Below are 21,798 nucleotides of genomic sequence, written 5' to 3' on the forward strand. Positions count from 1 at the left end.
CCCCCGTCATTCCTGCCGCAGCGGGAATGACGGGAGCGAATGGGACATCAGCGAATGATGTCGTAGCTGTAGTCGGTCTTGGCGGGCACGTTGGTGGTCGCGTCCATGTGCTCGAAGATCCGGTCGAGGATCGTCACGAGGACGTTGAGACCGCCCTGATAGCCCCACACCGGATAGCGGTGCTTGTGATGCCGGTCGAAGATCGGGAAACCGATCCGGATCAGCGGCACCCCGGTGTCACGCTCCAGATACTTGCCGTAAGTGTTGCCGATGATGAAGTCCGGCTTCTCCGTGAACAGCAGCGAGCGCATGTGCCACAGATCCTTGCCCGGATAGGCCTTGCAGTTCGCACCGAACGGTGAGGACGCGAACAGTTCCTCCATCTTCGCCGCCCAGGCCTTGCCGCCGTTGGTCGAGAGGACCACCGTCGGCTCGCCGCCCAGTTCCATCACGAACTTGGCAAGACCATAGGCAAGATCCGGATCGCCGTAGATCGCGAACTTCTTGCCGTGGATATGGGCGTTGGAGTCCGCGATGGCATCGACCAGACGGCCGCGTTCCTTGGCCAGCTCCTCCGGAATTTCGACACCGGCAAGGCGGGCCGCTTCCATGATGAAGCTGTCAGTTGCCTCGACGCCAATCGGGTGGTTGAACGCCGCCGTTTCCTGGCCGTGGTTGGCGATGAAGGGCAGCGTCTTCTCGGTGCAGTATTCCTGCATCGAGATGGTCGCCTTGGCGTGGATCGCATTGGCGGCGTCTTCGAGCGTAGTGCCGCCGTCGTACATGCGGAACTCGCCGTCGGTCGGGGTGTCCCAGACGTCCGACTGATCGCCCAGGATCGTGTAGTCGATCTTCATCATGTCGAAGATGCGCTTCACTTCCCGCAGGTTGCCCACGGCATAGCCATCGAAGCCGTTGAGGAAGTTGATCTTCCCGTTGGGTTCGCGCACCAGCGGCTCGGCGGTCTTGGCCTTGCCGTCCCAGAAGTGCTCCAGAATGCCCTTCATGGCATTGTCGTAGCCGGTGATGTGGCTGCCGACGAAAGCCGGGGTATGGGCGAAGGGAACGTCGAATTCCTGCGGAACCGATTCCTTTTCCTTCGCCGTCTTGATGAAGGCGTTGAGGTCGTCACCGATGACTTCCGCCATGCAGGTGGTGGAGACCGCGATCATCTTGGGCTTGTACATGTTGTAGGCGTTGGCGAGGCCGTCGACCATGTTGTTCAGCCCGCCGAATACCGCCGCATCCTCGGTCATCGACGAGGAGACGCACGACGTCGGCTCCTTGAAGTGGCGCGAGAAGTGCGAGCGGTAATAGGCCACGCAACCCTGCGATCCGTGAACGAACGGCAGCGTGCTTTCGAAGCCCACCGCGGCGAAGACGGCGCCGAGCGGCTGGCATGCCTTGGCCGGGTTGACGGTGAGCGCCTCGCGGCTGAAGTTGAGGTCTTTGTATTCCTCGGTCTTGGCCCATTCGCGAACCCGGGCCACCTCTTCGGCGGGATGCGGGTTCTCGAATTCGGCCTTCTTGCGGGCGAGCATGTCGGTGTATTCCTCACCGCGGAACAGCTCGAAGTGGTCTTTAACCTTTTCTGCGTCCTGGGGCATCTGAGCCTCCTGTCAAAATGGTTGGTGAGAAAAGCCGGTTACTCGGCCGCGATCGCCATGTAGTCGCCGTCGTCCTTCTTCCAGGGCGTCGGGGCCATCTTCCAGACCGGCGAGTTGATCGCCATGTCCATGTCGCGGGCGAAGATCGCGAAACCGTCGTAGCCGTGGTAAGGGCCCGAGTAGTCCCAGGAGTGCATCTGGCGGAACGGCACGCCCATCTTCTGGAAGACGTACTTTTCCTTGATGCCCGAACCGACGAGGTCCGGCTGGATCTTCTCGACGAACTTCTCGAACTCGTAGCCGGTCACGTCGTCATAGATCAGCGTGCCGTCCTTGACGTAGTGCTGGGCGGTGCGCTGATAGTCGTCGTTATGGCCGAATTCGTAGCCGGTGCCGACCACTTCCATGCCAAGGTCTTCGTAAGCGCCGATCACGTGGCGCGGACGCAGGCCGCCAACATAGAGCATGACCTTCTTGCCTTCGAGGCGCGGCTTGTACTTGGCGATGACCGCTTCGGTCAGGGCCTTGTACTTGGCGATCACGCGCTCGGCGCCTTCCTGAATGCTCTCATCGAAGTAGCTGGCGATCTTGCGCAGCGATTCCTCGATCTTGGTCGGGCCGAAGAAGTTGTATTCCACCCAGGGAACACCGTACTTTTCTTCCATGTGGCGCGAGATGTAGTTCATCGAGCGGTAGCAGTGCAGGACGTTGAGCTTCGCCTTGGGCGTCGCTTCCAGTTCGGCGATCGAACCGTCGCCAGACCACTGCGCAATCACGCGAAGGCCCATTTCCTCCAGCAGGATGCGGCTGGACCAGGCATCGCCGCCGATGTTGTAGTCGCCGATGATGGCCACGTCATAAGGGCCGGGTTCGAACGCGGCGGGCTTGTCCTCGGTCTTGTCGAAGACCCAGTCACGCACGGCGTCGTTGGCGATGTGGTGCCCCAACGACTGCGAAACGCCGCGGAAGCCTTCGCAACGCACCGGAACGATGGTCTTGCCGTCGTATTCCTTGCTCTTCATCTTGGAAACGGCTTCGATGTCGTCACCGATGAGGCCGATCGGGCATTCGGACTGGACGGTGATGCCCTTGTTCAGCGGGAACAGCATCTCGATCTCGTCCATGATCTTGGCCAGCTTCTTGTCGCCGCCGAAGACGATGTCCTTTTCCTGGAAGTCGGAGGTGAACTGCATCGTCACGAAAGTGTCGATGCCGGTCGTGCCGATGTAGTAGTTGCGGCGGGCGGCCCAGCTGTACTGGCCGCAGCCGACGGGGCCGTGGCTGATGTGGATCATGTCCTTGATCGGGCCCCAGACCACGCCCTTCGAGCCGGCATAGGCACAGCCGCGGATGGTCATCACGCCCGGGATGGACTTGATGTTGGACTTCACGCCGCAATCGCTCTTGCCGTCCTCGTGGACGTTGAGGTGCTTGGCGCGGCGCTTGGCGGCCTTGGCCGGATAGACTTCAAGGACTTCCTGGATCAACGCCCGGTTGCGTTCCTTGACTTCTGCGATGTCGGTTGGTGTCGAGACGCTCATTTCGATACACTCCTGCTTTTATCGGGCCCGTTGGATCCGGGAACCGTCCCCCGCCGGGTTGCGGGCAGCGGGGGACGGGCCTTGCGGCTACCTGGGATCAGGCTTCGGCAGCGGTCAGGCCGATCTGGCTTTCGTCGACCGCCGACATGATGCCGTGCTCCATGAGCAGGTCTTCGAGCTCGTCCATGGTGATCGGGGTCGGGATGATGCCGTTGCCCGAGTTGTTGTGGACCTTCTCGGCCAGCTGGCGGTATTCGTTCGCCTGGTTGCTGTCCGGTGCGTACTCGATGACCGTCATGCGGCGCAGTTCGGCGTGCTGCACGATGTTGTCGCGCGGAACGAAGTGGATCAGCTTGGTGCCGAGCTTGGCAGCCAGCGATTCCGCCAGTTCCAGTTCCTTGTCGGTCTGACGTTCGTTGCAGACCAGGCCGCCCAGACGCACGCCGCCCGAGTTGGCATACTTGAGAATGCCCTTCGAGATGTTGTTGGCCGCGTACATGGCCATCATCTCACCCGACATGACGATGTAGATTTCCTGGGCCTTGTTCTCACGGATCGGCATGGCGAAGCCGCCGCAGACCACGTCGCCGAGCACGTCGTAGGAGACGTAGTCGATGTCGTCGTAGGCACCGTTTTCTTCGAGGAAGTTGATCGAGGTGATAACCCCGCGGCCAGCGCAGCCGACGCCCGGCTCCGGACCACCCGATTCAACGCAGCGGATGTCCTTGTAGCCGATCTTCATGACGTCTTCGAGTTCGAGATCCTCGACCGAACCGGCCTCTGCAGCGAGCGAGAGGATCGTGTCCTGGGCCTTGGCGTGAAGCATCAGGCGGGTGGAGTCGGCCTTGGGATCGCAGCCGACGATCAGAATGCGCTGACCGAGATCGGCGAGCGCGGCGAGGGTGTTCTGCGAGGTGGTGGACTTGCCGATGCCGCCCTTGCCGTAGAAGGCGATTTGACGAAGTGACATTGCATGCTCCTAAGCTGTTCTTCGCGGTTCTCCGGAGTGGTTGCCCGTCTCCGGCTCTCCCCGTCGCCCATGTTCTCCTGCGGCGGGTCAGCGGGTCGAAACGCCGCTGCACCGGCCTTTCTGCAATGGCCGTGCCAAACGCTCGCAGACGCAACAAAGTGGCTATTTTCCGTGCATTTCACCGCTGTGTCGGACGATGTTGCGACATGTGACAAAGCGGACAAACGGGCCGTGCTTGTCGCAAAAGGCACATGTGTCATGGCAGCCTGAGGGCATCTGCCTAGCGGTTTGTGCGGCGCAGCACGATTGGCGCGCGACTTGCTTGACCAAAAGAGCAAACAACTGATGGAGATGCCCCATGCAGATCGGTGTCGAAACCTCCAAGGCCGTCGACCAGCGGCGGATATTCGTCGTCGATGAAGACGAGATCACCCGTGCCGCGCTCCAGTTCATGCTGCACGACGAAATCGAGACGCACGAACTGACCACGCTCGCCGAAGCTTTCGAGAAGGGACAGGACTGGCTCCAGCCCGACGTGTTCATTCTGGGCATGTCGGTCCTGAAAGCGCAGGGCATCGAAGCTCTGGCCGAAATCGCTCAGCGCTACCCCGCCGCACGTGTGCTGATCGTCGCCGGGCCGGAGGACGAGGAACTGGGGCTGGCCGCCTTGAAGGCCGGAGCCTCGGGAGCCTTGCTCAAGCCGCTGCGGATCGAGGCCGTGCGCCAGAAGGTGGACACCATCCTGGGCCGCGCAGGCGGCGCCGAATTGATACAGTTGGGCGGCCTCTAACAAGAGCGGCCTCTGCCGGGAACAGGATGTCTGCGAGGCACACCTTCAACCAGGGAGTGCCAGCAGATGAAGATCAGTGCGCGAAATCAGATTTCCGGAACCGTTACCGCCATCACGCCCGGCGCCGTGAACGGCGCAATCAAGGTGGATATCGGCGGCGGGACCATCATCACCTCGAACATCACCGAAGAAGCCATTGCCGATCTGGGCCTGGCGGCGGGCGATGCCGTAACCGTGATCATCAAGGCAAGCGATGTCCTGATCGGAAAATGACAGTGCCTTCCCGCCGGTAAATCAGTATTCGGCGGCGAGAATGATGTGCGAGGCCTTGAAACAGGCCAGCGTCTGGGCGCCGGGGACCAGATTCAGTTCGCGGCGCGAATGGCTTGTCACGATCGCGGCCAGTTCCCGCCCGCCACCGATGTCCAGAACCACTTCGCTTTCGACGGGGCTGTCGGTCACTTCGACCACAGTCCCGCCGATCAGGTTGCGCGCCGAAAGCCGCAGATCCGGCGTATCGGCCAGCAAGGTGATGAAGCTGGCATTGATGAGCGCCACCGCACGGCCGCCGGGATGAAGATCGAGCGAGGCAACGCACGAATTCGTCACCAGCGCGTCAATCACGATGCAGTCGTTGACCAGCAGCCCCACTTCCGCGTTGACCGGCCCATGGACGATAGCCGTCACGATACCGTCGAGCATGTTGCGGGCACTGGTGCGCAGGCGCCGCTGGACCAGAGCGCCCGGCCGTGCGCCAAGGCGGGTGGCACTCGCCACGGTCACGCGCTCTCACCTGCGAACAGCGCCTGCAGTTCGCCGCTGGCGAACATGTCACGCACGATATCGCAGCCGCCCACGAATTCGCCGTTCACATAGACTTGCGGCAGAGTCGGCCAGTCGGAATATTCCTTGACGCCTTCGCGCAGGAACGGATCGTCCAGCACGTTAATGCCCACATAGGGCCTGCCGATCGCGTCCAGCACTTTCACCACGCCTGCGGAAAAACCGCATTGGGGAGCGTCGGGATCGCCTTTCATGAAAACGACGATTTCGTTTTCGCTGACAAGCGCCTTGATACGGTCTGACGTGGCCATGGAAAATACTCCCGCTAGCGTGAAAGGACGACGACCAGATCTTGGGCCAATTGATCCTTGCGCACGTGGCTTTCAAAGATCCTGTCGATATCGTCTTCGTTCTGCGGCCTGTACCAGACCCCTTCCGGATAGATGACCATCAGCGGACCGGCGGAGCAGAAACCCATACAGCCCGCGATCGTAAAACCGACTTCGGCGGAAAGGCCGCTTTCCTCGATCTTCTTGCCCATCCGTTCCCAGAGCGGCTGCGCGCTGTTGCTCCCGCAGCTTCCGCGCGGGTGCATCGGCGGGCGCTGCGTCGCGCAGGCGAAAATGTGGCGTTTGAAAAGCTGCGGCAGTTCCTCGGGAAGCTTCATGCTCATGCCGCTCCCTGCGGGGTGACGAGGGCCTGCAGCTCGCCGCTTTCGTACATCTCGCGCACGATATCGCTGCCGCCCACGAACTCGCCCTTGATGTAGAGCTGCGGAATCGTCGGCCAGTCCGAATATTCCTTGATCCCCTCACGGATGAAGGGATCTTCCAGCACATTGACGCTGGCGTAGGGCTTGCCCAGCGTTTCCAGCACTTTCACGACGGCCGCCGAAAAGCCGCACTGCGGCGCCTGCGGCACGCCCTTCATGAACAGGACAATGTCATTTTCGGTAACTAGCTTCGTGATCCGGTCGCTGGTGCTCATGATCGCGTTTCCCCTGTTTGGGCGGTAAGGTCAGGCATCGGGCGTGAAGGTCTGAAGGGCGAGCGCGTGCAGCTCGCCCCCCATGTCGGTACCGATGGCCGCGTAGACCATCTTGTGCTGCTGCACGCGGCTCTTGCCGGCGAAGGCGGCAGACGTCACGCGTGCCGCCCAGTGATCGCCGTCACCGGCCATGTCGACCATCAGCACTTTGGCATCGGGAAAGGCCTCGGTGATGCGGCTTTCGATTTCGGCTGCGTCCATCGGCATGGCACGGCTCTCCTGTTGCGAAAGGCGGATCTCAGACGAATGAAAGGACTTCGACAGTCACGTCCTCGGTACCCAGCACCGTCGCCATGCAGGCGTAACGCGACTTCGAACTGGCTCCGACGATCATGTCGAGCTTGCCGTTCTCGTCCGGCGAAATCTTGGACAGACCCTTGCGGCCTTCCAGCACGAACAGATGGCAGGCATCGCTGCACTGGTGATCGGCCGGTTCGCCGCCGCCGATCAGTGAAAGCAGCGAGGCACCTTCCGGTGCATCAACGGTCTTGCCTGCCGGCATGATGGTAAGCGTAGTCATTTCAAGTCTTACTCCGGGTGTTAATAAATCGCAGCGCCCGCGCCCGAATTGATCGAGGCGTCCTTCATGCGTGCAACCATGAAAGAGACCTGCTCGGGCGTGAGGTGGGCATGAAACGGCAAGGCGACGGCCCGGTCCGCAACCTTCTCGGTCACGAACAGGTCGCCCTTCTTCCACCCCAGTTCGCGATAGACGCGCTGCAGATGGAGCGGGCTGGAATAGGCATGGGCATCGATCGCCTCGGTGCGCATGTCCTCCAGAATCGCATCGCGCGAGGACTTGCTGAACCGGGTGCCGAGATGGACGACGTAGAGGAACCAGTGGACCTCCTCCACTTCCGGCGCAATGTAAGGCGGCTTGATCCCTTCGAAGCTCTGCATGAAGCCATCGTACATGGCCTGCACCCCGCGCCGCCGCTCCAGCAGCACGTCGAGCCGGGAAAGCTGGGAGAAAGCGAGCGCGGCGGTCATTTCGCCCATGCCCGCACCGAAAGGCGCATCGACACCGGCGGAAACCGAAGTCCGGTCCGCCAGCGAGCGGGACCGCAACCGGCGCATCGTCATCGCGAGCGTGGTATCGTCCGTCACGATCATGCCGCCCTCGCCGCAGCAGATCACCCCGGGCTGCGCGAAGTCGAACACCGCCACATCGCCGAAGCTGCCGACAATGCCCGCCTTGTGGCGCGAGCCGATCGCCTCGCTGGAGTCCTCTATCAGGAATAGGCCATGGGCATCGGCGAGTTCGCGAAAGACAGGCCAGTCCGCAGGGTGCCCTGCGGTATTGCCAGCAACGATCGCACGAGTCTTGCCGGTGATCTTGTCCGCTGCCTTCTCCGCGGAGAGGCAGCCCGACCAGTAATCGATGTCCGCAAAGACCGGCACCGCCCCGCTGCGCAGCACGGCATGGCCCAGTTCGCGAAAGCTGTGGGCGGACAGGATCACTTCGTCACCGGGGCCGATGCCCTTGGCGGTGAGCGCGATCAGCAGCCCGATTCCGGCGCCCGACACCGCAATCCCCTTGGCCCGTCCGCAATGGGCGGCAAAGGCACGTTCGAGCTTTTCGGCCACCGGGCCATCGCCCAGCCGGTCGCCGCACAGGACGGCATTGATCGCTTCCAGATCCTCCTGCGTCAGATCGGGATCGCAGAGCGGGATCTGCAGCGGCTCGCCCGTGGCGATCGAGACGACTTCGCCGCTCATGCCGCCACCTTCGCCGCGAGCAGGAGGCCTGTGGCTTCGGCCGGATCATCCGTCACCCGGATGCAGTGGTTGGACGTGTCGAGCAAATGAATGTCGCAGGCCCTGACGGCCCGGAATGGGTCTTCCAGCACATCGGCGGCATCGCACTGGCGCAAGCCAAAGCCGGGCAAGAGGCGTTGCAGCGCGTAGGCCACGCTACCGGCATCCGCCTCATCCCCTATCGCCGCGACCAGCGCATCGATCCGGGCGATTGCTTCGGTTTCAAGCGCCATCCCTTCAACCCTCCTTCACTGCCAGAACTGCCGCGCCGGATCGGCATTGAGGCGCATCAGCAGTTCGCCCAGCCGGGCGAAGCGGCCATCCTCGATCCAGCACTGCGCCGCGTGATCGCGGCGCGAAAGCGACCATTCGCGCAGCCCGTCGTCCCAGGTGAGCAGCGCCACGTCGATTTCCCCGCCTTCGGGATCGACATTGCGCGAGCAGCAGGGGCTGCGCACCAGATAGCCATCGGCCACGGACAGCACCGTTGGCGTGACGTATTTGTACCGTTCGCGCTGTTCGAGCGAACGCGTCACGCGCATCAGGTCGATCTCGTTCGGCTGGCGGGCCATGACCGGTTCGGCGGTGCGTTTGCGCAGGGCAGAAGCGATGGACATCCCCTTCCTCCCTCAGGGCCGGACCAGTTCTTCTTCAAGGCAGCCGACGACCACCGGGCCGTTCGACTCCGTGAGGAATTCCACCAGATAGACAGGGGTATTGCTGTCGGAATGGTGCCCGACATTGACGATTTCCCCGGGCGTGCCCGTGGCCGCCAGCACCGCTTCTTCCGCAACGCCGGGATAGGTGCCGTCGTTCACCAGATCGACAGCGGCAATTACCCGCTCGCCCCATTGATAGACCGGCTCGCGCAGATCGAACATCATAGTCCCCTCCCCGCCGGAAGCGCGCAGGGCAGTTCGTCTTCCTCCTCGCCATCCCAGATCGGCAACAGTTCGCGGCGCTTCATGCCCACGCGGTTGCCACTCTCGGTGAATTCGACACCGTAAATATAGAATTGCTGGAGGAACGTGCCGATCGAAACGACAACACCTTGCTCGCCTTTCTTGACCAGCAGTTCGCCGATTTCCTTGCCGGCATACGTGCCGTCGTTGCGCACCATGCGCTTGGCCTTCACCTTTTCGCCATAGCGGAAGGCGGGCGGGCGGTTGAGTTCGACCACCTCGCTGTCGCGGACGATGTTACTCATCGGTTTCTTCCTCCATCCGGTCGAGGACATCGATCAGAACTTGCGCGCCGATCCGGTCACGCGGATCGAGTTCGAGCAGCTTTTCCGCCGCCTCCCGGCCTTCATCGAGCTTGCCCAGCCGCATCGAGAGATAGGCATAACCCTTGAGACTGAAGAGAAAGAAGCGCGGCAGCAGCGCTTCCCATTCGCCGAACGCGGCATCTTCGGCCCTGACCCGGCGCCAGTTCTCGTCCAGAACATTGAGACGCAGCGCCTTTTCGACGCAGACACGCGCCACATCGAGCGCTTCGGAAAGCCGCCCCTTGTAGAAATAGAAGCGATAGAGCGCGATCAGCACCGCGGCGTGATCGGGCGCTATCGCCTCGGCCTGGAACAAGTGCGTTTCGGCCACATCGGTGAGGTGATAGCGCTCCGCCGCCCTGTCGAGGTGGGCGCGCGCTTCGGCGGGCAGCCCACCGCCGAGCAGCGGGCTGGCAAGGATCGAACGCTCGACTGCGTCCGATGCCCCGCCGAAGCCTTCGAAGAGCGGCCCCTCCATCACCGCCTCACGCCTCGTACCGGGGGTAGGCGTTGTCGATCACGCATGTGTCGTCGACCGGACAGATGGCGACACATTGCGGCGAGTCGAAGTGGCCGATGCACTCGGTGCACTTGGCGGGATCGATGACGAAAGTGCCTTTCGCCTCCGATATCGCCATGTTGGGGCACAAGGCCTCGCAGGCGGTGCAATTGGTGCACTGGCTGCCAACGATCTTGTAGGCCATGGCCGCCTCAGCCCGCTTCGCTGATCAGCGCACCCTGACGGATGGCTGCATCGCCGCGATCGGCATGGACGATTTCGCCCGATTCCACCTTGTCCAGATAGTCCTTGAACCAGACCAGCGCCGACTTCTCGATGAATTCGTGCGCGTACTGGTCCACGGGCTCGATCCCGGCTTCGGTGAGGTCCGCCTTGGGGCAGCCGCCGATCTTGGCGACGAACACCGCGTGGCAGTCGTTGATCGCCTTGATGACGGTTTCGAGCGCGTCTTCCTCGCCGTAACCGCCCTGGCAGTAGAGATCGACGCGGCGGTGGCCGACGAACTTGGCGCCCGTCTGCGAGAGTTCGTAGATCTGGAACTCCTTGGCATGGCCGAAGTGCTCGTTGATGATGCCGTGGCCCTTGGTGGCGACAGCGACGAGGATCTTCATGTCGCCCGCCTTTTCAAGGCCGTCGAGTTCGTCCTGCTTGGCTGCGACCTTGGCCAGACGCTCGGCTTCCACGGCTTCCTGATAGGCCTTGCGGCCCGCGGAGTCGTAGTTGACTTCCATCGCCATGATCTTGTCGGTGGTGAATTCGGCCGAACGGTCCTCGCCCAGCAGACCCACCGCGTCGGCACGGCACTGGCGGCAGTGGCGCATCATGTTCATGTCGCCTTCGCACTCGTCCTGCAGGGCCTTGAGTTCCTGCGCCGTCGGGCCGCGCTGGCCGTTGAGGCCGAAGACAGTGCCGTGCTCGGGCGCCGAGATCAGCGGCATGATGTTGTGCAGGAAGGCGCCGCGCGATTTCACCGCCTTGTTCACTTCGACAAGGTGCTTGTCGTTGATGCCGGGGATCATCACCGAGTTGATCTTGGCGAGAATGCCGCGCTCGGTGAGCATTTCGAGGCCCAGGAGCTGACGTTCGGTCAGGATCTTGGCGGCTTCGTAGCCGGTGAGGCGCTTGTTCTCCCAGAAGATCCAGGGATAGATGTGCTGGCCCACTTCGGGATCGACCATGTTGATGGTGATCGTGACGTGATCGACCTTGTACTTGGCGATCTCGTCCACCCAGTCAGGCAGCGCGAGGCCATTGGTCGAAACGCACAGCTTGATGTCGGGCGCCACTTCGCTGATGAGACGGAAAGTCTCGAAGGTCTTGCCCGGATTGGCGAGCGGATCGCCGGGGCCGGCAATGCCGAGAACGGTCATCTGCGGAATGGTGGAGGCCACGGCCAGCACCTTCTTCGAGGCCTGCTCCGGCGTCAGACGCTCGGACACGACGCCCGGGCGGCTTTCGTTGGCGCAGTCATACTTGCGGTTGCAGTAGTTGCACTGGATATTGCAGGCAGGCGCCACGGCCACGTGCATGCGCGCATAGTGATGGTGCGCTTCTTCCGAATAGCAGGGATGGTTCTTCACCTTTTCCCAGATTTCGGGGGGCATGTCTTCCGGGCCGCCACTGCTGCCGCAGCTGGCCTTGCCGCTGCCGCCTTCGGTGCCGCACCCTTTGTGCTCGGCCATCTTCTGCATCACGTCTGCGATATCGACGGCGGAATCATCGGACCCATTCGAATGGCTGTCCTCGAACATAGCTTCGGTCATGGAAACTCCCCGGTCTGTCGCGCGGCGGTGGGGGCTACCGCCGGCATTTGCTGATGGAATGCTGCGTCGCAAACACCATGCCAAACATCGAAAACGCGGGATTCCGGGCATTCCTTGCCGCGCTGCAACAGGCAATGTCACAAATGTCCCGTGCGCTTTGTTCCATTGTCGCCATCGCGACAGACGCGGCACGCTTGTGACAAGGATACGACGCGCGGCACGGCGCTATGCGACAAGGACGAAGAGCCAAAAAAAGGGCGCCGCCCGCATCGAAATGGGGGCGGCGCAGGGTTCCACTCCGGTCGCACGGTGAACCGGGTCTCGTGAGGAAAGGGTCAGGCCATCAGGCTCTCCAGCGCTTCGGCGAGCGGCAGGTCTATCGCCTGGATGCCTTGCTCATCGAGGAAGCGCCGTTCGTTGCGGGTCAAGGCGTCCAGATCGACAATCGCATAGTGACGGTCGGAGGAACGCTTCATCACCTGGCGCGCGTAAGTACGCAAAAGCTGATCGTGGAAACGGCAGCCGATAAAGACGAACCCCATGCCGGTGCGGCGCTGGCGTACTTCTTCCGGAATCGGCGTCTGAATATCGATCTCGGTCAGAACCTCGACATAGTCGGCATCCGAGATCAGGAAATTCGCATCCGGCACAGCCCCGCCGTGCGGCGTGTAGAGCAAGGTCTTCGCCTTGGCCGCCGTCTCCGCGTCCACCGCCTTGCCCGCCGCATCGTAGAAGCGGAACCAGCGATCCTCGCCGATCCCGGCGCGGGTGATGCCCTGCACTTCGGCCCAATCGTCACGTCCGGCCATGGCCGCACGCATCTCGCCCGCATACCAGGTATCGATGATCAGCGGCAGCGGCAGGCCCGCCAGCCAGGCATGGAACGGCGAGGGCGCCACCGCCGTGGCAAAGGCTTCCTGCATCCACAGCGTCACGGTGTCGCGGAAGCGGTAGCTTTCGATGTACTGCGCCGCCGCCCAGGGATTGCCCTGCGCACGCTTGGGCAGCGTGGTCTTGGTGGCGAAGAAATCCGCCAGCGCTTCCGGCCCCATCGGCACCACCTGCTCCTGCAGGGCCGAAATGCCGGGGCCGATGTAAGGCACCATGCTGCCCGCCTTCAGCCCGGCAGAAACTTCTTCCAGCAAGACTTGCGGGTTCTCAAGGACGTCGGTCATGATCAATCCTCCTCGGCAGTGGCGCGCTTGCGCGCCTCGACGGTGATCGGCAGCCGGGTGTCTTCCGCCATCTCGGGCAGTTCGAGGATCCAGCCGTTAGCCAGCTTCACCCATCCGCCCCAGAGCGTGTCCAGTTCGGTTTCGACGACAGGCTCTTCCAGATCCTTCTTGGGGACATAGGCGGACAGCACGCCCTCGGCACGGCGGATCATGACTTTCATCGGCTTGGTTCCTTGGGCGCTAGATCGGTGGAAAGGGAATCGGCAGGCGGGTTTTCGGTATCGAGCAGGCGCAACTGGCCCGTCCTGGGTTGCAGCATGTGCGCCAGGTGCGGCACTTGCGCGATGCGCTCGCGCGCCAGTTCGCGGATCGCCAGCTCGGGATCGTCGAGCAGCGGCTCCAGCTCTTCCTCGGCAATGCGTTCGGCCACTGTGAAGCGCACGCGCAAGTCGCTGTCGTTCACCAGCAGGCGCAGCTGATCCATCGGCAGCCTTTCGGCCACTTCGCGGCGCACCAGCGGATCGGTGTCGAAACACATGTCCGGCAAGGCGCGCAGATCGATACGCCGCGCCACCCAGGAGCGCACTTCCGGATCGGGATCGTGGCAGACCAGCGGCAGCAGCTCGGCGGGCATCCGGCGCACCGCCGTGATGCGCACCATATAGGCGTCATCGTGGATCGCGGGCATCAGATCCGCCCCCTTGAGGCGCGAGGCGGCGGCAATGCGCACATCGATGTCTTCGTCTCGGATCATGTCGCGTATCCGGTCCTCCGGCAGTCTCAGCGTCGCCATGGCGCGCACTTCGGGTTCTGGGTCTTGCAGCAGCGGCGGCAGGCGGAACACATTGGCATAGCGCGCCGCCCCGGCCCGCACTTCGAAGTACGGGTGATCCAGATACTGGTCGGCGAGATCGGGGTTCCCTTTCAGGAACCGGTCCACCCGCCGGGCCCGGCGATCGCGGATACAGGCCTTGCCCTTGACGCAAAGCCCCATCGCGTTGATCGCCCGGTGATTGCACTCCCGGCACCGGATCGGCCGCCCCTTCCAGTCAAGCGGAAGGCCCAGATCGTCATCCGGCATTGGCCCTGCCCGGACAGTGCGGTTCAGGCCGGGACGCAGGTCTTGGGCACCGGGCAGACGGTGTCGCACTGCGGGTGATCGAATTCACCCTCGCACTCGGTGCACTTGTTCGGATCGATGATGAAGGTATCGCCCTTCATCGAGATCGCCGCATTGGGACACTCGAACTCGCACGCGGAGCACCCGGTGCACTGCGAAGCGATGATCTTGTAGGCCATGGATGGTCTCCTGAGTTGTTTGCCGTCAGCAAAGCAGGAACCATGCCAGCCATGGGAACCGCGGAAATCTCCCGTTTCTGCGGTTCATCCAATGTAGCGTCTGCGACAATGCATGTCTGCAATGTCGCATCGGCGGGAAGGATCAGTCCGCCAGCACCAGCTTCTGCGTGCGGCGGTAGAGCGCCCAGATCAGCGCGAAGAACAGCACCGTCCCGCCGATCAGCGCGGAACCGGCAAAGCCGTTACCCACCAGAACCAGCGGACTGTCACTGCCCGAGGCCGCAACGATGCCCGCGAACGTGACGCCCCACAGAGACTCGCCGACAATCAACCCGGTCGCGGTCAGCACGCCCATGCGCTCCGCAAACGCCGGATCGGCGCGGCCCGCGGCCCAGCGGTCATAGAACCAGCCCAGCACCGAACCGATAACCACCGGCAGGATCGCGGCCATCGGCAGATAGATGCCAATGCCGACACCGAGTGGCGGCAGGCGCAAGCGGCCCATCAGGCCCAGCACTTCGTCGAGCACCACGAAGACCACGCCCGCCGCGGCGCCCCAGCCGATCATCGCCCAGTTGAGATCGCCGCCGAGCACGCCTTTCGCCAGGGCCGAAATCAGCGCGGCCTGCGGCGCGGGCAATGCATTGGGCCCGGCATTAGGCGCGCCCGCGAACCCGAAAGCGGTGTTGAGGAGGTCCAGCACCGGCGGGATCACCAGCGAGCCGAAGACGACGCCGATCACCAGCGCCACCTGCTGCTTCCACGGCGTCGCGCCGACGAGCTGGCCGGTCTTGAGATCCTGCAGGTTATCGTTGGAAATGGTGGCAACGCCAAAGACGATGCCGGTAACGATCAGCGCATAAGCGACAAGCGCCGCCGTCGTGTCCGGATCCTGCCCGCGCCCGAACAGCCCCACCAGCATCAGCGATGCGGCCACCACGGACAGGATGCCGATGCCCGACACCGGCGAGTTCGAGGCCCCGATCAGCCCGGCCATGTACCCGCAGACCGCCGCGATCAGCAGGCCGATCACGACCACGAAAACGAGAGCCCCGGCGATCAGCACCACTTCCGACCCGGCCAGCGGCCCGCCCGATACCAGGCTCCACAGCAGGATCGCGATAGGCGCCAGCATGGCCAGCGCCCCGGCGAAGACCCAGGCGATCGGCAAGTCCTGCTCCTCGATCGCGAGGGCCTCGCCCGCATGGCGCGCGCGGCTCGTCGCCATGGCCGAACGGATGCCGCCGATCACCGGACCGGCGATGCGCAGCAGCGTCCAGACCGCGGCCACACCGATCACGCCCGCGCCGAAAAAGCGCACATTGGCGCTGAACACGCTGTTCGCCCAGACTTCCGGCCCGCCCGCCATGGGCATCTGCGCGGTCAGCACCGGCAGGAGCACCCACCAGCCCACCACGAGGCCCAGGAACATGGCCATGCCGACCGAAAGCCCCACAAGGTGCCCCACGCCGAGCAGCGCGAAGGACAGGCCGCCGGAAATGCCGGTCGCCCCCGGCCCGGCCCGGAACCAGATCGCCGCTTCCCCCGCGACGAGGCGGGTCTGGGTCAGCACGGCAAAGCCTGCGGACGCCAGCGCGTTCCAGATCAGCACCGAAAGCCCCTTGGCGCTTTCCGCCGCGCCTTCGCGCGATTGCGAGCCGACGCGCAGCACTTCGGCCGCCGCCTTGCCTTCGGGGTAAGGCAGCGGCGTATCGACCACCAGCGCGCGACGCAGCGGCACGGAGAACAGCACGCCCAGAATGCCGCCCGTCCCGGTGATCGCGGCGGTCGTCCAGTACGGGAAACCCTGCCACCAGCCGATCATGACGAGGCCCGGCAACACGAAGATGATCGCCGCCAGCGTTCCCGCTGCGCTCGCCACGGTCTGGACGATGTTGTTTTCCCAGATCGTCGAATCCTTGAAGCCGCGCAGCACCGCCATCGAAATGACCGCCGCCGGGATCGAAGTGGCGAACGTCAGCCCGACCTTGAGCCCCAGATAGACATTGGCCGCCGTGAACAGCAGCGTGATCAAGCCCCCCAGCAGCACGCCGCGCAGCGTGAGTTCCGCCACCGAACCGCCTCGTGCCTGCACGCTGCCTGCTTCGCTCGCCATGAAATAACCTTGTCCTATCAATCCAGAGGCCCGTTCATGGCACGGCGAAGGCGCCGGCAACAGCCCCAGGTTGCATCCGCGTCAAGGTTTCCCGGCTTACGGTGCAGCCCCGCATGGGCTGAATCCCCACAGGCCCTAATCTATACGACTACGCCACATGATCCGAACGACTATGGGCCCCGTCCCGGTTGAGCGCCACAGTCCGCCCCGAAGCCCGGCATCGGAAGGAGGCGGCGATCATGGATATTCAAGGTTCGATGCGGGTCGATACGAATCCCGGCAGCGGCAGCACGCTTGCGGACCAGCCTGCCCGCTCTCCTCTCGAAGAGCTGATGGCGGAGCCCTCCGCGCTCGACCGGATCGCCCCGCCGCCCAGCTATACGGTAAAACCGGGCGATACGCTGACGGCCATCGCCACGCGCTTTGGCACCGATGCCGCCACGCTTGCACGGATCAACGGCATTCCCGATCCTGACAGGATCGGCGCAGGTCAGACCATCCGCCTGCCCGAAAGCCAGGTGGCCACGCACATCGTCCACGCCGGAGAGACACTGAGCGGGATCGCGGCGGCCCATGGCACGGACTGGCAGACACTCGCGCGGATCAACGGCATTTCCAATCCCGATGTCATTCAGCCGGGGCTGGAACTCCAGCTGCCCGGGCATGCACCGGTAGCCAAGCCTCTATCGCCTGACGCAGCGCCTGCTCCGGCACCAATACCGGCAGCCACCCACAACGCCACGCAGGCGCCCGTTGCCACGCACCAGCTTGGTTCGCTGTCCGAACGCTATGAGACCAGCGGCCGCGGCCCGGGCACGGTATCCTCGGGCGTGAACGATCCGGGCGGCGTGTCCTATGGCAGCTATCAATTCTCCACCAAGGCGGGAACGCTGCAGTCCTTCCTCCGCTCAGAAGGCCAGCCATGGGCAGGCGAACTGACCGGCACACCCGGCCGCGCCACGTTCACGGGACAATGGAAGGCCATCGCCGCGCGCGAGCCGCAAGCCTTCAAGGCCGCTCAGCACGCCTTCATCGAACGAACCCACTATCAACCGGCGGCCGATACCGTGAAGGAAGCGACCGGCCTCGATCTCACCGCACGCCACGATGCGGTGCGCGACGCCACCTGGTCAGTCAGCGTGCAGCATGGCGGCGCGGCGAAGATACTCGCAGCCGCTGTGCGCAATACCGATGCCACGCATCAGCGCGGCTCGGCCGGTTACGACAAGGCGCTCGTCCGGAATATCTATTCCGAACGGACAAGCTATGTGCTCGGCCTCGCCGCCAACGGCAAATATACGGCCGGTCAGGCAGCCCAGCTGCGCGATGTCGCCAACACGCGCTATCCCAACGAACTGCGCGATGCGCTGGCGATGTTCAAATGAGCATTAGCCATAACGCCGCAGCGGGGCCCGCAGGGTGCCAGACGCTCAATCCCTCCGGTTTCGGCGCACCGCCGGTGGAACTTGGGAACCGGCCCCGGTTAAGCTACGTACTCGCTTATGCCCATCCGTAGACCTCTTGTTCCTGCGCGGATTGCCACGGCCGCCGTTGCCGCCCTCGTTCTGCTGGCGGCCTGCGGCGGGGCATCCGGGCAGAACGGGACTGTGGCACCGCAGCCCGATCATTCGGCGGCCACGGCAGCGGCAATGCCATTGGGGACCTCCCCCGGTGCCGCTCCTATCCCGGGTGCCGATTGCGATCCGCAGGCACCCGAAAGCCCCTGTTCCATCGCCGGTCACTGGCGCATCGCCAAAGTATACAACCCTGCCGCAGCCGACCCGCTGGAAGACGACCGCGAGATGATCGGCGCGACCCTGACGATCTCGGCGAACGGCGATGCGCCGGGCGTGCTGCGCTGGGATGGCCCCGACACGGGACAGTTCGACGTCAGCGACATCTGCACCGGCCCTTATCTGAGCCCGCGCGGCCAGCCCGCCGGAGATCCCCAAGCCCACAGCGCCCTCAAGGCTGCTCTCACCGCCTGGCAAGAGCCTGGCGACGCCGGGGCCGCCCGCTCGCTCGGCTGCGGCCAGGGGCAGTGGACAGTGCCTTCCGATGCCAGCGGCCAATGGTACGGGCTGGTGCTTCCACTCGGCCGGCATCTCGTGCTGCAGTGGTATGAGGGACGCTTCCTGCTGCTGGAAGCCATTCGCTAGTTTCAGGCCAGGCCTTTCGCTTTCGTCATAAACGCAGCCTGATAGTGGGGTATAAGGGCATGCCGGCGGCGACTCGCGCTAGAGGTTGGCCCGGATCTTTGCGGAAGATCGCCGGCAGCCGCGAACAAAGGGCCATACCTCAGGCCAGCGAACGAAAGGAGCCATGCCATGACGTTCGAAGTGCCCAAAAATGCTTCGCCGATCCCGCTGATGCAGCCCGAAGCGCCGTTCCTGATGGCCATGCGGGCGTTCGAATCGCTGCAGGAATTCCAGATGGAATGGTGGCGCGCCTGGTCCGGCCTAATGGGACAGGTCGTTCCGCCCGAAGCCGCAGCGAAGGCCGAAGAAATCGTCACAGCTTCACAACCGGATGAGGCTACCGCGCCTGAACAGCCGAAGGCGGACAGCTCCGAAACCGCATAACAAGCCAGAAAGGGGACGCTGCAAGCGCCCCTCATTCTGGACGGATAACTCAGCGCTCCAGCACGTAGCGCCCCGGCGCATCGCCCAGAACGGGATACCCCGCCTTGGCATTGCCGGGTTCCCGGGCGGGCACGGACTGGCCGGAATGCGCCAGCAGCCATTCGGCCCAATCGGTCCACCACGATCCCTCATGCTGGGCCGCGATTGCCAGCCAGGCATCGGCATCGTGGTGGTTCTCGTCCTGCGGGCGGTCAAGCACGCGGTAGTGCCGGTGCTTCCCTCCGGGCGCCGAGACAATACCTGCATTGTGCCCCCGGTTGGTCAGCACGAAACGCACCTCGCCATCGGTCAGAGAATGGATCTTCCATACCGAGCGCCAAGGCGCGACATGGTCCGTCTCGGTGCCCACGACATAGAGCGGCGCGGTAACGTCGGTCATCGCCACCGTCCCTCCGCCCGCGACATAGCGCTCGCGCGCCAGTGCATTGTCGAGGAACAGGCGGCGCAAGTACTGGCTATGCATCGCATAGGGCATCCGCGTGCCGTCCGCATTCCAGGCCATGAGGTCGTTCATCGGCGCCCGCTCGCCCATCAGGTATTCCTGCACCGCGCGCGACCAGATGAGGTCCGCCGAGCGCAGCATCTCGAACGCGCCGCCCATCTGGCGGCTGTCGAGATAGCCCTGCTGCCACATCAGGTTTTCCAGATAGCGCACCTGGGCATCGTCGATGAACAGGCCGATCTCGCCCGGTTCGGTAAAGTCGGTCTGCGCCGCCAGCAGCGTGACTGTGGACAGGCGCGTATCGCCATCGCGCGCCATCGCCGCCGCCGCGATCGACAGCAGCGTGCCGCCCAGACAATAACCGCAAGCATGGATCGATTCCGCCCCGGTTATCGCCGAGACGGCATCGAGCGCGCGCATCACCCCGTCACGCCGGTAATCCTCCATCCCGGTATCGCGCATCTCCGGCCCCGGATTGCGCCAGGAAATCGCAAAGACCGTGAACCCCTGATCGACCAGATAGCGGATCAGCGAGTTTTCCGGCGAAAGGTCCAGAATGTAATACTTCATGATCCAGGCCGGCACGATCAGGATCGGTTCGGCGCGCACCCGCTCGGTGGTGGGGCTATACTGGATCAGTTCGATCAGCTCGTTGCGGAACACCACTTTGCCCGGCGTCACCGCCAGATTGCGGCCGACTTCGAAATCGCCGCCGGTATCGGGCGGCTCGCGCCGGACCTGCCGCTGCCAGTCCTCCGCCCAGAGCTTCGCGCCATCGAACAGGCACTTGCCCCCGGTTTCCACCATGTGCTGCTGCACCACGGGATTGGTCGCCGGGAAATTGGCGGGCGAGATCAGATCGAGCATTTGCCTGAGGCCAAAGCGTAGAATCGCCTCATGGTGCGGGGCCACGCCGGGGCAATCGCGCACGGCGGCATCGATCCACTGCTGGGTAAGCAGGAACGTCTGCTGCCACAGGCCGAAAGGCCAGGTGTCCCACGCCGGATCGTCGAAACGGTGATCGTGCGGCAGCGGCGCGATGCAGCGCTCCGCCCGCCCGCCGCTGCCCAGCGCGCGGGTGGCATAGTCGCTCAGCCGCTGCGCCTTGCGCACGCCCTTGGCCCCCAGCAGCAGCGAGCGGCCGGGAGAGCGCACGAAATGCACTGCCCAGTCGGCATAAGCAGCCGCGAGCGATTCGGGCGCGATGCCCATCGTCCATTGCGCCAGCGAGGAGCCCGCGACCCGGTCCAGCAGGTCGGCCACGCCTTCCATCGGATCGGGCGCGGCCTCTTCGTCGCAGGGGCGGCGGGCGGTGATCTGGGTGGCCATGTCAGTCCATCCTCATCCCGCCGTTCACCGAAAGCGTGGAGCCGGTGATGTAGCCCGCCTCCTCCGCCGCGAGGAACAGCACGCAGCGCGCGATTTCCGAAGGCTGGCCGATCCGTCCCACCGGAATGCGCGCGACGATGCCTTCCATCACCTTTTCAGGCACCGCGCGGACCATTTCCGTTTCGATATAGCCGGGCGCAATGGCGTTCACCGTGATCCCGTGGCGCGCGCCTTCCTGCGCCAGCGCCTTGGTCAGCCCCAGCACGCCTGCCTTGGCCGCCGAATAGTTCGCCTGCCCGAACTGCCCGGCCTGCCCGTTGACCGAGGAGAGCGAGACGATCCGACCCCAGCCGCGTTCCTTCATCCCACCCCAGACCGCGTGGCTCATCGAAAAGCAGCTGTCGAGATCGTTGCGCACCACTTGCCGCCATTGCTCCGGCGTCATCCGCGCAAAGCTGGCATCGCGGGTGATCCCGGCATTGTTGACCAGAATATCGACCGGCCCGAGCGCCGCCGCCACTTGCGCCACGCCTGCAACGCAAGCATCGCTGTCCGAAGCGTCCCACTCGAACGAGGGGATGCCGCTCTCCTGCGAAAAGGCTTCGGCCTGCTCTGCATTGCCGAGATAGGTCACGGCAACGCGGTATCCCGCATCGCGGAAGGCACAGGCGGTGGCCGCGCCGATCCCAGTCGTACCTCCGGTAATCAGCGCAACACGGGCGGATGAAAGTATTTCGTTCATGGGGGGC

General features: G+C 63.9%; 29 protein-coding genes. 5 read left to right on the plus strand and 24 right to left on the minus strand.

The annotated features are described in order from the left end of the window. Positions 1–47: 47 nt before the first annotated feature. From nifK to nifH, 3 genes are all read right to left on the minus strand, one after another. Positions 48–1,607 (minus strand): nitrogenase molybdenum-iron protein subunit beta, encoded by a 1,560-nt coding sequence (nifK, locus tag MTR66_RS02420; protein WP_243917572.1) that lies wholly within the window; start codon positions 1,605–1,607, stop codon positions 48–50. 38 nt (positions 1,608–1,645) lie between these two features. Continuing rightward, positions 1,646–3,148, minus strand: coding sequence for a nitrogenase molybdenum-iron protein alpha chain (gene nifD / locus MTR66_RS02425; RefSeq protein ID WP_243917574.1), 1,503 nt, complete (start codon positions 3,146–3,148; stop codon positions 1,646–1,648). Positions 3,149–3,245: 97 nt separating this feature from the next. Beyond that, a complete protein-coding gene (nifH, locus tag MTR66_RS02430) occupies positions 3,246–4,118 on the minus strand; it encodes a nitrogenase iron protein (RefSeq protein WP_243917576.1) in 873 nt (290 codons plus the stop codon). A 358-nt stretch (positions 4,119–4,476) separates the two neighbouring features. Here nifH and MTR66_RS02435 point away from each other — a divergent pair, with 358 nt between their 5' ends. Beyond that, positions 4,477–4,908: a response regulator gene (locus tag MTR66_RS02435; protein WP_243917578.1), complete on the plus strand. Its 432-nt coding sequence runs from the start codon at positions 4,477–4,479 to the stop codon at positions 4,906–4,908. A gap of 66 nt (positions 4,909–4,974) precedes the next feature. After that, positions 4,975–5,181: a TOBE domain-containing protein gene (locus MTR66_RS02440; RefSeq protein WP_243917580.1), complete on the plus strand. Its 207-nt coding sequence runs from the start codon at positions 4,975–4,977 to the stop codon at positions 5,179–5,181. A gap of 21 nt (positions 5,182–5,202) precedes the next feature. Here MTR66_RS02440 and MTR66_RS02445 read toward each other — a convergent pair whose 3' ends face one another. From MTR66_RS02445 to MTR66_RS02535, 19 genes are all read right to left on the minus strand, one after another. Further along, complete coding sequence (locus tag MTR66_RS02445) at positions 5,203–5,691, minus strand: TOBE domain-containing protein (protein WP_243917582.1); 489 nt, start codon at positions 5,689–5,691, stop codon at positions 5,203–5,205. After that, complete coding sequence (grxD, locus tag MTR66_RS02450) at positions 5,688–6,002, minus strand: Grx4 family monothiol glutaredoxin (RefSeq protein ID WP_243917584.1); 315 nt, start codon at positions 6,000–6,002, stop codon at positions 5,688–5,690. Before grxD (MTR66_RS02450) ends, MTR66_RS02445 begins: the two co-directional genes overlap by 4 nt. A 14-nt stretch (positions 6,003–6,016) precedes the next feature. Further along, on the minus strand, positions 6,017–6,364 hold the full coding sequence (locus MTR66_RS02455) for a (2Fe-2S) ferredoxin domain-containing protein (protein WP_243917585.1): 348 nt from the start codon (positions 6,362–6,364) through the stop codon (positions 6,017–6,019). Beyond that, a complete protein-coding gene (gene grxD, locus MTR66_RS02460) occupies positions 6,361–6,678 on the minus strand; it encodes a Grx4 family monothiol glutaredoxin (RefSeq protein WP_243917586.1) in 318 nt (105 codons plus the stop codon). Before grxD (MTR66_RS02460) ends, MTR66_RS02455 begins: the two co-directional genes overlap by 4 nt. A gap of 30 nt (positions 6,679–6,708) precedes the next feature. Then, the gene (locus MTR66_RS02465) at positions 6,709–6,945 is read right to left on the minus strand and encodes a BolA family protein (RefSeq protein ID WP_243917587.1); all 237 of its coding nucleotides are present in this window, start codon (positions 6,943–6,945) and stop codon (positions 6,709–6,711) included. 31 nt (positions 6,946–6,976) lie between these two features. Then, positions 6,977–7,258: a 2Fe-2S iron-sulfur cluster-binding protein gene (locus MTR66_RS02470; protein ID WP_243917588.1), complete on the minus strand. Its 282-nt coding sequence runs from the start codon at positions 7,256–7,258 to the stop codon at positions 6,977–6,979. A 20-nt stretch (positions 7,259–7,278) separates the two neighbouring features. Then, on the minus strand, positions 7,279–8,457 hold the full coding sequence (locus MTR66_RS02475) for a DegT/DnrJ/EryC1/StrS family aminotransferase (protein WP_243917589.1): 1,179 nt from the start codon (positions 8,455–8,457) through the stop codon (positions 7,279–7,281). Then, on the minus strand, positions 8,454–8,729 hold the full coding sequence (locus tag MTR66_RS02480; protein WP_243917590.1) for a hypothetical protein: 276 nt from the start codon (positions 8,727–8,729) through the stop codon (positions 8,454–8,456). The genes MTR66_RS02475 and MTR66_RS02480 overlap by 4 nt, the downstream gene beginning before the upstream one ends. Positions 8,730–8,744: 15 nt before the next feature. Continuing rightward, the gene (locus MTR66_RS02485) at positions 8,745–9,113 is read right to left on the minus strand and encodes a DUF3024 domain-containing protein (RefSeq protein WP_243917592.1); all 369 of its coding nucleotides are present in this window, start codon (positions 9,111–9,113) and stop codon (positions 8,745–8,747) included. Between the two features lie 12 nt (positions 9,114–9,125). Next, a complete protein-coding gene (locus MTR66_RS02490; RefSeq protein ID WP_243917594.1) occupies positions 9,126–9,380 on the minus strand; it encodes a nitrogen fixation protein NifZ in 255 nt (84 codons plus the stop codon). Next, positions 9,377–9,703 carry a nitrogen fixation protein NifZ gene (locus tag MTR66_RS02495; RefSeq protein ID WP_243917597.1) on the minus strand — a complete coding sequence of 109 codons (327 nt, stop codon included), beginning with the start codon at positions 9,701–9,703 and terminating at the stop codon, positions 9,377–9,379. The genes MTR66_RS02490 and MTR66_RS02495 overlap by 4 nt, the downstream gene beginning before the upstream one ends. Further along, positions 9,696–10,241, minus strand: coding sequence for a hypothetical protein (locus MTR66_RS02500; RefSeq protein ID WP_243917599.1), 546 nt, complete (start codon positions 10,239–10,241; stop codon positions 9,696–9,698). Before MTR66_RS02500 ends, MTR66_RS02495 begins: the two co-directional genes overlap by 8 nt. A 7-nt stretch (positions 10,242–10,248) precedes the next feature. After that, a complete protein-coding gene (locus MTR66_RS02505) occupies positions 10,249–10,467 on the minus strand; it encodes a 4Fe-4S dicluster domain-containing protein (RefSeq protein ID WP_243917601.1) in 219 nt (72 codons plus the stop codon). A gap of 7 nt (positions 10,468–10,474) precedes the next feature. Then, positions 10,475–12,046, minus strand: a complete 1,572-nt coding sequence (gene nifB / locus MTR66_RS02510) for a nitrogenase cofactor biosynthesis protein NifB (protein ID WP_243917603.1) — start codon at positions 12,044–12,046, stop codon at positions 10,475–10,477. A 335-nt stretch (positions 12,047–12,381) separates the two neighbouring features. Continuing rightward, positions 12,382–13,221 carry an SIR2 family protein gene (locus tag MTR66_RS02515; RefSeq protein WP_243917605.1) on the minus strand — a complete coding sequence of 280 codons (840 nt, stop codon included), beginning with the start codon at positions 13,219–13,221 and terminating at the stop codon, positions 12,382–12,384. A 2-nt stretch (positions 13,222–13,223) separates the two neighbouring features. Next, on the minus strand, positions 13,224–13,442 hold the full coding sequence (nifT, locus tag MTR66_RS02520; RefSeq protein WP_067734421.1) for a putative nitrogen fixation protein NifT: 219 nt from the start codon (positions 13,440–13,442) through the stop codon (positions 13,224–13,226). Next, on the minus strand, positions 13,439–14,302 hold the full coding sequence (locus MTR66_RS02525) for a 4Fe4S-binding leucine-rich repeat protein (RefSeq protein ID WP_243917607.1): 864 nt from the start codon (positions 14,300–14,302) through the stop codon (positions 13,439–13,441). The genes nifT and MTR66_RS02525 overlap by 4 nt, the downstream gene beginning before the upstream one ends. 23 nt (positions 14,303–14,325) lie before the next feature. Further along, positions 14,326–14,520 carry a 4Fe-4S dicluster domain-containing protein gene (locus MTR66_RS02530; RefSeq protein ID WP_243917609.1) on the minus strand — a complete coding sequence of 65 codons (195 nt, stop codon included), beginning with the start codon at positions 14,518–14,520 and terminating at the stop codon, positions 14,326–14,328. 142 nt (positions 14,521–14,662) lie between these two features. Further along, the gene (locus tag MTR66_RS02535) at positions 14,663–16,636 is read right to left on the minus strand and encodes an OPT family oligopeptide transporter (RefSeq protein ID WP_243917611.1); all 1,974 of its coding nucleotides are present in this window, start codon (positions 16,634–16,636) and stop codon (positions 14,663–14,665) included. Between the two features lie 239 nt (positions 16,637–16,875). On the opposite strand from MTR66_RS02535, the gene MTR66_RS02540 reads away from it, so the two are divergent. The 3 genes from MTR66_RS02540 (at position 16,876) to MTR66_RS02550 (ending at position 19,218) form a co-directional block, all read left to right on the plus strand. After that, the gene (locus MTR66_RS02540; RefSeq protein WP_243917614.1) at positions 16,876–18,021 is read left to right on the plus strand and encodes a LysM peptidoglycan-binding domain-containing protein; all 1,146 of its coding nucleotides are present in this window, start codon (positions 16,876–16,878) and stop codon (positions 18,019–18,021) included. Positions 18,022–18,138: 117 nt separating this feature from the next. Further along, positions 18,139–18,795: a hypothetical protein gene (locus MTR66_RS02545; protein ID WP_243917616.1), complete on the plus strand. Its 657-nt coding sequence runs from the start codon at positions 18,139–18,141 to the stop codon at positions 18,793–18,795. A gap of 168 nt (positions 18,796–18,963) precedes the next feature. Beyond that, complete coding sequence (locus tag MTR66_RS02550; protein ID WP_243917618.1) at positions 18,964–19,218, plus strand: hypothetical protein; 255 nt, start codon at positions 18,964–18,966, stop codon at positions 19,216–19,218. A gap of 49 nt (positions 19,219–19,267) precedes the next feature. Here MTR66_RS02550 and MTR66_RS02555 read toward each other — a convergent pair whose 3' ends face one another. Together MTR66_RS02555 and phbB are read right to left on the minus strand one after the other, a co-directional pair. After that, positions 19,268–21,049: a PHA/PHB synthase family protein gene (locus tag MTR66_RS02555; RefSeq protein WP_243917620.1), complete on the minus strand. Its 1,782-nt coding sequence runs from the start codon at positions 21,047–21,049 to the stop codon at positions 19,268–19,270. 1 nt (position 21,050) lies between these two features. Then, positions 21,051–21,791 (minus strand): acetoacetyl-CoA reductase, encoded by a 741-nt coding sequence (gene phbB, locus MTR66_RS02560; RefSeq protein ID WP_243917622.1) that lies wholly within the window; start codon positions 21,789–21,791, stop codon positions 21,051–21,053. Positions 21,792–21,798: the final 7 nt, after the last annotated feature.

This window comes from Novosphingobium beihaiense (assembly GCF_022832375.1).
Lineage (GTDB): Bacteria > Pseudomonadota > Alphaproteobacteria > Sphingomonadales > Sphingomonadaceae > Novosphingobium > Novosphingobium beihaiensis.